Origin of the sequence: Vibrio orientalis CIP 102891 = ATCC 33934 (assembly GCF_000176235.1) — a bacterium.
GTDB classification, from domain to species: domain Bacteria; phylum Pseudomonadota; class Gammaproteobacteria; order Enterobacterales; family Vibrionaceae; genus Vibrio; species Vibrio orientalis.
Genome location: NZ_ACZV01000005.1, coordinates 1,024,511 through 1,036,864, shown reverse-complemented (window position 1 = coordinate 1,036,864; position 12,354 = coordinate 1,024,511). Strand labels below are relative to the sequence as shown.

Annotated in this window: 8 protein-coding genes; 3 read left to right on the top strand and 5 right to left on the bottom strand. The window is 44.6% G+C overall.

The window, feature by feature from the left end:
• Position 1 precedes the first annotated feature (1 nt).
• Positions 2 to 700, bottom strand: coding sequence for an ABC transporter permease (locus tag VIA_RS15510; RefSeq protein WP_004414099.1), 699 nt, complete (start codon positions 698 to 700; stop codon positions 2 to 4).
• Positions 701 to 706: 6 nt separating this feature from the next.
• A complete protein-coding gene (locus tag VIA_RS15505; protein ID WP_004414098.1) occupies positions 707 to 1,525 on the bottom strand; it encodes an ABC transporter substrate-binding protein in 819 nt (272 codons plus the stop codon).
• 260 nt (positions 1,526 to 1,785) lie between these two features.
• Here VIA_RS15505 and VIA_RS15500 point away from each other — a divergent pair, with 260 nt between their 5' ends.
• Together VIA_RS15500 and VIA_RS15495 are read left to right on the top strand one after the other, a co-directional pair.
• Positions 1,786 to 3,231 carry a sigma-54-dependent transcriptional regulator gene (locus tag VIA_RS15500; protein ID WP_004414097.1) on the top strand — a complete coding sequence of 482 codons (1,446 nt, stop codon included), beginning with the start codon at positions 1,786 to 1,788 and terminating at the stop codon, positions 3,229 to 3,231.
• Positions 3,221 to 5,251 carry a cache domain-containing protein gene (locus VIA_RS15495; RefSeq protein WP_040896950.1) on the top strand — a complete coding sequence of 677 codons (2,031 nt, stop codon included), beginning with the start codon at positions 3,221 to 3,223 and terminating at the stop codon, positions 5,249 to 5,251. The genes VIA_RS15500 and VIA_RS15495 overlap by 11 nt, the downstream gene beginning before the upstream one ends.
• 68 nt (positions 5,252 to 5,319) lie before the next feature.
• Here the strand turns inward: VIA_RS15495 and VIA_RS15490 are convergent, their stop codons facing one another.
• Both VIA_RS15490 and VIA_RS22430 read right to left on the bottom strand, forming a co-directional pair.
• Positions 5,320 to 6,198, bottom strand: a complete 879-nt coding sequence (locus VIA_RS15490; protein ID WP_004414093.1) for a mechanosensitive ion channel family protein — start codon at positions 6,196 to 6,198, stop codon at positions 5,320 to 5,322.
• 1 nt (position 6,199) lies between these two features.
• Positions 6,200 to 8,545: an ATP-binding protein gene (locus tag VIA_RS22430; protein WP_004414090.1), complete on the bottom strand. Its 2,346-nt coding sequence runs from the start codon at positions 8,543 to 8,545 to the stop codon at positions 6,200 to 6,202.
• Between the two features lie 213 nt (positions 8,546 to 8,758).
• Here VIA_RS22430 and VIA_RS15480 point away from each other — a divergent pair, with 213 nt between their 5' ends.
• Entirely contained in the window at positions 8,759 to 10,351 is a 1,593-nt protein-coding gene (locus VIA_RS15480) for an ABC-F family ATPase (RefSeq protein WP_004414088.1), read from the top strand.
• Positions 10,352 to 10,417: 66 nt separating this feature from the next.
• Here VIA_RS15480 and VIA_RS15475 read toward each other — a convergent pair whose 3' ends face one another.
• Complete coding sequence (locus VIA_RS15475) at positions 10,418 to 12,304, bottom strand: methyl-accepting chemotaxis protein (protein WP_004414087.1); 1,887 nt, start codon at positions 12,302 to 12,304, stop codon at positions 10,418 to 10,420.
• Positions 12,305 to 12,354 lie beyond the last annotated feature (50 nt).

Genomic DNA, 12,354 nt, shown 5'->3' with positions numbered 1-12,354 from the left:
CCTAGCTCCTTAAGTAACCTTTACCGCGCATACTGGTGAGCATGAAATTCAAAACCAGTGCGAGAGTCAGTAACACAATGCCGAGCGCGACACCTTGTGCAAATGCACCTTTATGGCTCTCCATTGCGATTGCAGTTGGGATGTTGCGAGTGATCCCCATGATGTTACCGCCTACCATCGTTGAACAGCCGACTTCAGTAACAATACGAGAAAACGCCGCAATAGCAGCAGCGAGAAGAGGGAAGCGAGTTTCCCAAATCATGGTTGCGACAATGCGTGGGATAGATGCGCCCAGTGTTATTGACGTTTCAACAGCACGGCGATCGCTTGATTGCAACGCACCGTGCATCATTGAAACTAACACGGGAAAGCCTATGAGCATTTGACCTACGATCATTGCCTTTTGCGTAAATAGCATTTGCCAGTCTCCAAGCGGCCCGGAACGTGACAGCATCATATACAGGAGAAGACCGATAACGACGGTTGGTATGGCTTGCAAAGTATTCACCAGAGATAGAAGCAACCATTTGCCTCTGAAGTTGGTGTACGCGAGGACAAACGATAACAAAATCGCCGGGAGTAAAACGATCGATATTGCAGATAGTGACACGCTAAAGGAGACCGCAACGATCTCCCAGAGTTCAGTATCGAAACTCACCAATAGCGTGAGTGCATCTAAGGTGGTTTGCCATAGGCTCATAGACGGTTATTTCTCGTTCGCGTTTGCAACGAACAACTGCTTGCCGTGTAACTTGAACTTATTGATAAGATCTTGGCCACGAGAGTTAACCAACCAATCACTGAACTCTTTCGCACCTTGGTAATTGATGCTTGGGTAGCGCTCAGGGTTAACTAGGATAACTTGGTAAGGGTTAAATAACTGCTTATCGCCTTGGAACAAGATCTCAAGATCGAGCTTGTTATTGTAAGCAAGCCAAGTACCACGGTCCGTCATAGTGTAGCCTTGCATTTCATTGGCCATATTTAGTGTTGGACCCATACCTTGACCTACACTGCGATAACCACCGAAGTTAGGTTCAATTTTGGTTTGCTCCCAAATGCCTTTTTCTTTCTTATGTGTACCAGAGTCGTCACCGCGCGAGACGAAAGTGACATTGCTATTTGCGATACTCTCAAATACATGAGCAACGTCTTTCTGCGAAGTTACTTTCGCTGGATCGTCATGCGGCCCAACGATAACAAAGTCGTTATACATCAGCTTTCTTGGAAGAACACCGTAGCCTTTCTCAACAAAGTTTGCTTCTGCTTTAGGCGCGTGTGTCATCACAAGATCCACATCGCCATTTTGTCCCATCTTAAGAGATTTACCTGTACCAGCGGCAATAACATCGACCTTATAACCGGTGTCTTTTTCAAATTCAGGTAGAAGATAGTCTAAAAGGCCCGAGTGGTAGGTACTGGTCGTAGTGGCGAGTCTGACGTGAGTGTTGTCGCCTGCTGCTGAAGCGGAATAACTAACCAAGGCCAAAGACGCTGTCGCGAGAGTAAAAGTGATTGCTTTCATGTTGTTTTTATCCGTTTTTTTATTTGATTTCGGCTTTCCATTCTGAAATGTATAAAACCAATACCACCAATCTTTGTTATAAACTGGCACGCATATAAAGCAATCTTAATGCCAAAACTTTGTGACTATTTTCAAATGTAATTTCAATGGCTTAGCATATTAAAATTTGATCTGGGACAAAATGTCTCACATTGAAAGAGTTGTTGCCTGATAAACTTGGTACACTCTGTCCCAATAACCTCATGAATAAGTAAATGACTATGCCTGTGTCTCTTGACCCACATAAAGCCTCTCAGTACCAAGCTTTCTCTGTTCTTGTTGTCGACGATGAAATTGGTATGCAGACCATTCTTAACAAAGCGTTGAGCAAATGGTTTGCGAAAGTAGATTGTGCAGGGAGTATAGAGGAAGCTGAAGCGCTTCGTGTTGCGAACCATTATGACCTTATCGTTCTGGATATTAACCTTCCGGGCCGTTCAGGTATTGAGTGGGAAGAAGCGTTCAATGATCAGGATAAGAAAGCCGATGTGATTTTTATGACTGGCTACGCCGACCTCGAAACCGCCATTTCTGCTTTAAAGCTCGGCGCGTCTGACTTCATTCTAAAGCCGTTTAATTTAGACCAAATGTTACAAGCAGTACAACGTTGTATGGATAAGCGTTTAGAGCAAAGACATCAGCTTGCACTTAAACATGAATTTAAACGTCACATCAAAACAGAAATTGTTGGTGGGTCTGAAAAAACTAAGCAGCTCAAACAGCTCATCACACAGTTTGCGCCTTCAAGAGCGTCAGTGTTGGTTGAAGGTGAGTCGGGGACGGGTAAAGAGTTGGTTGCGCGTGGCGTGCATGAAGCAAGCGGGCGAAGCGGTCCATTTGTTCCAATTAACTGTGGGGCCATTGCGCCAGAGCTTTTAGAGAGTGAGTTGTTCGGTCATACCGCAGGCGCCTTTACCGGTGCAAAGAAAAGTCGTGAAGGTTTGTTCAGGGTTGCTAGTGGTGGCACTTTGTTCCTTGATGAGATTGGAGAGATGCCATTAACCATGCAATCAGCACTGCTTCGCGTCTTGGAGCAACGCACAATTAGGCCCGTTGGTAGCGAGAAAGAAGTTACGGTGGATGTACGTGTCGTAGCGGCGACCAACCGTAATCTTCAAGAAGAAGTGAACAAAGGTAACTTTAGATCGGATCTTTACTATCGTTTAAACGTTTTGAAGATTGATGTTGCGCCGCTTAAAGAGCGTAAGGCCGATCTTATTGAACTGGTTCCATTCTTTACCAAAATGCTGATTGCAGAGCTTGGCATGCAGGATCCTAAGTGGGCTCACGAAGATATTCATGCCATGAACGACTACGATTGGCCGGGTAATATTCGCGAACTTAAAAACCTCATTGAACGCTGTATTTTATTGGGTAAACCACCAGCTCATTACTGGCGCGAAGTGAATGGTGAGCATCTTAAACCTTCGATTACCATGACAGTATCGAGCGGAGCGGAATTGATTGAAATAGGCGATGGTATGACATCGTCAGGCTACCCTAACACCTGGGCATTAAAAGAGGTGGAAAGGGCGCACATCGAACAACTGGTCGACTTTCATGATGGCAATAAATCAGCCGCTGCCAGAGACTTAGGCGTTGCTCGTAAAACGTTAGAACGTAAATACAAAGAGTGGGACAGCGAGGGCACAAGCTATGCCGACTAGTACGACGTTATGGGGAAAATGGCGATATCGATTCAAAACCATGGTTCGTTACCGACTTATGTTCCTAACGTCTGCGCCTATCTTTCTCACGCTGATTGCCTTGATTGGTATTACCGTCTATTGGTCGATTCATTACACGTGGCAAAGCGCATTATTAGATGTATCTGAGCGGCTAGGTGTAGCTGAGAACAGTATAGAGCTGATTCAAGAGAAGCAGGCCAATCATGTCAAAGCATTCGCAGATTCCTATGAATTCATTACCCACGTAAGAGGGAAGAAGCCAGATGAAGCAGAGCTGCAAAAATGGGTCGCTGACCAGAGGTATCGTTATAAGCTCGATTTTCTACGCTTTCATCGCGTAGATACGATGGAGAATAAGTTTCGGTTCTTGGATTTAACGCGTAAAGAGTCTTTTTTTGATGTACTTACCGCTGAAGAGCTAGGCGAGTTAAACCAAGACTTAACGATACGCGCTCAAACTCCAACGTTAGATGGCAATCAGGTTGAAGGACGAGGTTTAGTCAGCCGCACCGTGATCCCTATCTACAACCAAACCAATGACTTGATCGGTTTCTTGGATGGTGGCTTGCTGCTTAATAACAGTACATCGTTGGTTGATACCATTCGTGACCTAATTTACCCCTCTAAAGGAGACAGTCTGCGTCCAGTCGGCACGCTAACGGTATTCTTAGACGATCTTCGGGTCAGCACCAACGTTCCACTCAATAGTGAAGTAAGACAAGGTCGCGCCATCGGTACTCGTGTTTCCGAAGAAGTCAAACAGTCGGTATTAATTGAAGGAGTAGAGTGGGTAAATCTGGCCTTCGTTTATGACGCTTGGTATATCACTGCGTATAAGCCGCTTTACGACCAATACGATAATGTGATTGGCATGCTCTATACCGGCTATCTGCTGTGGCCCTTTGTTACGACCTATATGACTAACATCGCCGAGATCTCCATAACAACGCTTTTCCTATTGTTGATATCGAGTCTGTTGGTTTATCGCGGCTCGCGCGATCTATTCGTGCCGATAGAGCATATTCACCGCGTGGTGAAGATGATTCAACTTGGTAAAGAGACGCGAATTGGTCCACTGGGGTTAGATGAGAACCACGAACTCGCGATGTTGGCAAAGCAGTTCGATAACATGCTCGACCTGCTTAAACAGCGAAAAAACGAGCTACAAAAAGCGGCTGAGGGCCTTGAATGTAAAGTTCAAGATCGAACCGCTAGCTTAAAAGAGAAAACAGAAGAACTTGAGCTTCATATCCAGTTGTTAAATCAGACCAGAGATAAGCTGGTTATTAGTGAGAAACTCGCGGCGTTAGGGGAATTAACCGCGGGCATTGCCCATGAGATCAACAACCCTACCGCGGTGATCCTCGGCAACGTTGAGTTGATTCAATTTGAGCTTGGTGACGATTCAAAAAGGGTTGCCGAAGAGATTGAAGCGATTCATGCTCAGATCGATCGCATTAGAAATATCACCCGAAGCTTGCTTCAATACAGTCGTCAAGGTGGTGTGCAAGATGAGATCACTTGGCAGCACGTTAACCCAATAATTGAAGAAAGCGTGACTTTAGTTAAAACAGGGGCGAAGAAGCGAGATATTAGTTTTGAAACACAGCTTAACGCTCATACCTGTGTAGAGGTCAATCGCCATCAATTGCTGCAGATTCTTGTTAACCTGCAAATGAATGGCATTCATGCGATGCAAGGTAAAGGCCGATTACTTATTTCGAGCGAAGATTGGGTCGAAGAGGGAAAAAGTCGCGGGGCAATCATTCACGTTCAAGATGGAGGGTGTGGGATTAAAGAAGATAACCTTAAGCGTATCTTCTCGCCATTTTATACCACCAAACGTGAAGGTACCGGTCTTGGACTATCAGTCTCTCAAAGTATCTTAAGTCAATCTGGTGGTGAGCTGAAGGTTGAGTCAGAATGGGGTAAAGGAAGTGTGTTCAGCATTTACTTACCTGAACGTACTGAAAATGAACTAAAGATAACCAACCTTTAAAGTAAGTAATATTGCGAATAAAAAAGCGGCCCTAGAAAGGGCCGCTTTTTTATAAGTTTACATCCATTTTAGTGTGCGAGTACTGCAATCTTAGGTGGGCTAATGTTGTGTTTCTTAAACTCTTTCATAACCCTTAGCGTAATGTCAGTCTCGAACAGCTTCTCATAGGCGGTATCAACCACATAAGCTTTACACGTTAACTGAATCGCTAGGTAGTTATCAGTAATGGTTTGTTTAACTAGTACGGTGACAGGCTTGGGTAAGTGAATATAGCGACTCGATGAAGCTGCTTCTTGGATTAAGTCTCGCGCAAGGGTGATGTCTTCATCCATCCCAACGTAAAACGGAATAACCACCTGCATATCAAGCGCGCCATAGTTGCCGCTGACGGTGACTTCACTTAAGAACTTGTTATTCGGAATCGTGATGATGTCATCGTTAAGTGTACGCATACGTACTGAACGCAAACCGATAGCGATAATGTCACCATAGTTACCCTCAAACGTGACGCGGTCACCAACTTGGAACGGTCGATCTACCATTACTGTCATACCTGCGATGAAAGATGCTGCTAGGTCCTTTAGTGCGAAACCCACCGATACAGCAAGCGTACCGCCAATCAAAGCTAGTATTTGATCGTTGATACGGAAACTCATCATAAATACCAGAATACCGGCACTCATGTAGATGAAGAACTGCATAAACGATTGCAGCTTTTGCAGCAGCATTCGGTACTGGGCAAACTGACTACCAATGCTCTCAACCATAGAGTTGATAAACTTGAGCAGTAACCAAGTTGCGGCGATGATTAGGAAAGAGAAGAAAACGCCACTCCAACGAATCAAACTGGCGATTTGAGTAATGTTATCGACATTGGCCATCTCTTCCGTTGCAAGCGCGGGAAGGGCGATAAACGATGACAAAATAACGAGTAGAAAACGAATCATATTATTTCACCAGTAAGTGTTGACGGTCGAGTACATTAGTAATGTGGCGGAACCAATGGTCTGAAATACGAGCTTTATCTTCCGACCACTCAATATAGCCTCGGCTTTGGAAGTATCTTAATGTGCCGGTGATCTCTGCAATGGTTAGCTGAGTACACTCAGACAGAACTTCCGGTGAAGCGATCTCCAACTGAACAATAGAGCGAAGTACAGCAAGCATTGGCTTAGGCATTTTTTCGAGTTCTTGCGACTCAGGTGCCTTAAACAAACGTACGTAAACTTGCTCTGTTTCTTTATCCCGATTCAGAGAGAAACGGAAAAAGCGCAAAGCAACCGTTGGGTTACCATCGGAGTAATGCCAAAGGATACGATAGAAACCTTGCTTGGCTCGCTCTTCTTCTGTGCACTCTTCTTGATCCCATTGCTTTGGAACCATCAAACCATCAAACGAGAGGCGATAGTCGTCACTTTGATTGATACGTGTATCAAGTAGCTGCCCAACTTGTTTTTCAGTCCAGCGGGGTAGAAAGCTCACTAAATCGAACAACAGGCGTTCACCACGAGCTCGGTCAACAAAGCGCCAACTGGCTTTCTCGATACCAAACACTACGCGGTGATTCTTACGAGAGCGACGAAGTAAGTTAGTAATGCGGATAAGTTCGGCTAAGCCACCGACCATAGGTCTAACTAGACGCTGGGCATTATCTATCGCGATAAGATAAGTTGTGTCGCTTTTACGCAAATGCGCCAAGATCTGAATCTCGGTGGCATCTTCGTCAAGACCAATGCTAACGGCAAGGTGAACCAGTAACTCTTTATAGCCAGCATAAGGGCAGCTTAAGTAAATTGGTTCTGCATTCTTCACACGGTTAAGCAAAGAGCGTAAGGCTGTGGTTGTTCCAGCGCCACGTTCACCAGAGAGGACGCAAACCGCTGGGCTGTCCGTTAACAGGTAATGGGATAGCTGTTTGATCTCATCAGTGGCGTAATCAATCAGTTCACTGTCGGCAGTACCAGGAAGAACATACTTAAAGGTTGCATCTCCGCGAACTCGAACCAGCTTTTCTTGATTACTGTGACTGCTGGTTTGTTTGGCAACTTCAATTCTAAACAGGTATGCCAGTGCTTGGCTAAAGAAGCTAAAGCTTGAAAGCGCAGCGACAATCTTGTGTTTTAGCACATGAATCATTAGCCAAACGATGGTAATGGCAGTGGCGACGATATTTAGTAGGAATGTATCTTTGCGGCTGATTGCCCATTGAACCCAAACTGGACGATCAGGGATATGCGCAACGGTTTCAAACACTTTTGTTCGCCAAAGGCGCAGTACTGAAACGGTAACCAAAACAAACCAGAAGAACAGAGCGCTGTATATCCAGTAATAGATGGTGCCTTTACCAAGGGTGCGCATAGAAATTTGCAAGATGACCCCGGCAACGATAATGCTCCATACGTAACGGCGAATGGTTGAAAGACGCAAAGCGATAACTTCACGACTGGTTGTGCGGCTGTGGCGATAGGTTAGTTCCAAAATAAAGCTCACAGCGATAGAGCCACCGAGAACCCACCAAGTAAAGATCTCTAGGAAGATGAGATGCTGAAGGCTCGGGATGCCAGATAGAACTCGCAACGAGAGAGTAATGCCGATTAACCAAGCAATGGCGCGGTTGGCGCTACTAATGTACCAAACGACACGAACCCAGAAAGGAGGCTTGTTCGAGTTTTCAACAAATGAAGATTTGAATAGAGTGATCAGACGACGGTTATTCGCTAGCCACCAAACCAATACAAAATAGATGAACAGGACCTTCAACGCTGCCCAGATAACAGGCACTGGCGAAATAAGAAGATCATTAATCAATGATTTAAAACTACGAAGCTGGAAATGGAATAAGTATTCACCATTGAGCTTAGTCAGCTGAAGTTCGCGCTTAAATTGCGTCACACCGTAAGGGCCAAAGCCGGTTAGTTTTTCGCGTATCGCATTATCAGCCAGTTCGAGTAGGCGCTGCTTACTTTGGGCTAAGCTATTCAATGTCAGATAACTTGATTCTACTTCAAACCAAGTTTTATCGCTGTCTGATTTGCGGTAAGAGGCCAAGTCTTGATCAAATGAAACGCGTTGTTTGTCTTGCTCTTGCAAAACCGCGTTTAACAACATTGAAACCTTACGGTGATCCTTTGAAGTCATAAACAGAGGATCAGGAATATGGCTTACTTCATCTGCTATATCACTTGCGACAGATTTAGCTTCTGGCACAGGCTGGAAGTCATAATCCCAGCTGGCATAAGAAAAACTAGAGATGAGTAGAGAAAAAAGTACACATAAGCGTGTTATGGAACGCATAGAAATCTCTTAAATCTTATGAGGTTAGAGTTAGTTTAGCGACTTTCATACGAAAAGCGAACGATCGCTGGCAAAATATAAGCGCACAGCCTAATAGTCTTACACATAAGAATCGTCAGTGTAGTGTCATGAATCTATCGTAAAACAATGCTTGAAGTTAGACGCGGTAAACAGTAGTGTGGCGCCGTTTTTCATATTAAATAGGTAACGACATTGATTTCCACTAACAACATCACACAACAATTTGGTGCTAAGCCACTGTTTGAAAATATTTCAGTTAAGTTTGGTGAAGGTAACCGTTACGGCCTGATCGGTGCGAACGGTTGTGGTAAATCGACGTTCATGAAAATTCTAAGCGGTGAGCTAGAGCCAACAGGTGGTAACGTCAGTTACGATCCGAATGAACGTGTCGCTAAGCTAAATCAGGATCAGTTCGCCTACGAAGAGTTCACGGTAATCGATACGGTTATCATGGGCTACAAAGAGCTATGGAAAGTTAAGCAAGAGCGTGACCGCATTTACTCACTACCAGAAATGAGTGAAGAAGAGGGCATGTTAGTTGCGGATCTAGAAGTTCAATTCGCAGAAATGGACGGTTACATGGCTGATGCTAAAGCGGGAGAACTTCTTCTTGCTGTAGGTATCCCAGAAGAGCAGCACTACGGTTTAATGAGCGAAGTGGCACCTGGTTGGAAGCTACGTGTCCTACTTGCGCAAGTCCTATTTGCTGACCCGCACATCATGCTTCTTGACGAACCAACCAACAACTTGGACATGGATACTATCCGTTGGTTGGAAGAGACGTTAAACCAGCGTAACTGCACCATGATCATCATCTCGCACGACCGTCACTTCCTAAACTCAGTATGTACACACATGGCTGACTTGGATTACGGCGAGCTACGTGTATATCACGGTAACTACGATGAGTACATGACAGCGGCTTCGCAAGTGCGTGATCGTCTACTTTCTGACAATGCTAAGAAGAAAGCACAAATTGCCGAGCTACAAACATTTGTGGCGCGTTTCTCTGCAAACGCATCAAAAGCAAAACAGGCAACATCTCGTGCTAAACAGATCGATAAGATCCAGCTTGATGAAGTAAAAGCGTCAAGCCGTCAAAACCCATTCATCCGTTTTGAACAGTCTAAAGAGCTGTTCCGTAACGCACTTATTGTAGAAAACCTAAGCCAAGGTTTTGAAAATGATCTGTTCAGCAAGTTTGACGCAATTTTCGAAGTCGGTGAGCGCGTTGCAATCATCGGTGAGAACGGTGTGGGTAAAACAACACTACTAAACACACTGGCGGGTGCACTAGAGCCACGTTCAGGTGAATACAAGTGGTCAGAAAACTCTAACATTGGTTACTACGCTCAAGACCATGCCCATGACTTTGAAGAAGACATGAACCTTATGGACTGGATGGGTCAATGGCGCCAAGAAGGTGATGACGAGCAGGTACTACGTAGCTTCCTAGGCCGTATGCTTTTCTCGCAAGACGATATCAAGAAGTCAGTAAAAGTTCTGTCTGGTGGTGAGCAAGGTCGTATGCTGCTAGGTAAGATTCAAATGCACAAGCCAAACATGTTGTTAATGGATGAACCAACAAACCACATGGATATGGAATCAATTGAATCGCTGAACAATGCACTTGAACAGTACAAAGGCACATTGTTCTTCGTTTCTCATGACCGTGTATTTGTAGACTCACTGGCAACACGCGTCCTAGAAATCAAAGATGGTCAGATCCACGACTTCCGCGGCACTTATGCAGAGTTCCTAAAAGCGCGTGGTGTTGCAGGTTAATAGACTTGCAATCAATTGATACTAAAAAGAGCCTCGTTATGAGGCTCTTTTTGTTTTTATCTCAAGTTAGTATTTAAACTGAGAAACGATATGAGCCAATTTGTGGCTGACGCCAGAGACTTGTTCACTGCATCTTACAGAGCCTGATACCACTTCATAGGTATCACCGGCGAGGTGTGCGATTTGCGTTATGTTTCGGTCAATCTCAGCTGAAACCATCGACTGTTCTTCAGACGCGGTTGCAATCTGGCTATTCATATCGAACATCTCACTGATTTGACCGCTGATGCTCTCGATAGCCGTGACCACATTGCCAGTATTGGCATTGGTTCCTTTAGCTTGCGCTAAACTGTTCGACATCATGGCGACTGCTTCATTTACACCATTGGTTAACGCAGTGACGGTTGATTCGATTTGGTGTGTGGAGGTATTCGTCATCTGTGAAAGTTGTCTGACTTCATCTGCTACAACAGCGAAGCCGCGGCCACTTTCACCTGCTCTTGCCGCCTCTATGGCAGCATTGAGAGCAAGAAGGTTAGTTTGCTCTGCGATGCCTTGAATTGTTGAAACCACACTATGAATCTCGCGGCTTTGTACTTCAAGGCGTTCAATTTGGCTCTGAGAGTTCTCAATCGATTGCGACAAAGCCTCGATTTCATCTCTAGTCGAATGAGTGACGTCTAGCGCTTTATTCGCCTCGTTTTTCATCCGTTCTGCGTTTAATGCTGCAGACTCAATGTTGGCAGTAATCTCATTGCTTGTCATGACCAGTTCATTCACAGCGGTTGCAACAGATTCAGACTCCGCTTTTTGCTGCTCGGCGTTACTCATACTTTTAGTTGCTGCTTGCTCAGAGCTACAAGAGCTTTCACTTAGTACATTCATCACTTGAGCAAGATCTTTGATATGCAGGTGTAATTGGCTAATGAAACTATCAAAGGAGTGGGCAAGCTGAGCGAGTTCGTCGTTGCCTTTAGCATTCATACGCACGGTTAAGTCGCCATTACCAGACGCTATATCACGCATCAATATGTTGATTGCCTTAATACGTTTCAAGATACTTCTACCAATTAAAAACAGCAGTAAAGACAACAGAGTAACCATGGTAAGACCGATGATTTGTAGCTGATGCTTCACACTGTCCGTAGCATTTGCAACCTCACGAACGATCTCGCTCTGTAAAGCGGCGATAGACTCCTCGGTCTTATGGACATTATTGCGCAATTTACCGCGCAACCCTTCATTGGGTGATAGTCCGAGAACTAGATTGGCTTGTTGCAGTGCCTCTGCTTGCTTTCGATAGGCTAGAAAGTAGTCACTAATCGTAGGGTGGCCAACCAAAAGTAGCGCTAAATTCGCTAAAGCATTTTCAAAAGTCCCTTGGTTTTCCGCAGAAGGATCACTTAAGTAGCGATAGTTTGCCTCCATCAACTCAAATAGCGTCACTTTTAATGGTAAGTTTTGTAGTTCAATCGTTTTAGCCTTTAGCTCATTGCGTGCTTGGGTCAACAAGGAAATATGGCTATCGTTATTGCCTTCAATACTCTTAATTTGCGCCACTAGAGCATGAAACTGTTGCTGGTACTGCTGTAACGTTTCAGTGATGTGATTGGTCGATTGGTTGAACTCAAGTTCATGAGTGGCAAGTTGAGAAAATAGAGTGTTGAGACGAGTTTCTAACTCACCAAATGTGGTGTCAAAACGTTGGGTGTACTTGTCATCTTTCCGAGCAAGAAAATCTTTCTCATGCCTTCTAAGCATTAATAGGTCGATACCACTCGATAGGTTATCTGATGAAGCTTTCTCCAATGATTGTAATCTTTGTAAACTAAGGTGTTCATAATACCCATAGGCACCAACAAACAGCAGTAAAGCGAGGTTAATAAGAACCAGCTTTGCTCTTATTGATAAAGCAAAGCCATGAGTTTGTGTAGTGCTTGGATTTTCATCCATGAACACCTCCCTAGAAGCCAATGTCAACGTTGATAGCTGATGAGTGTGTC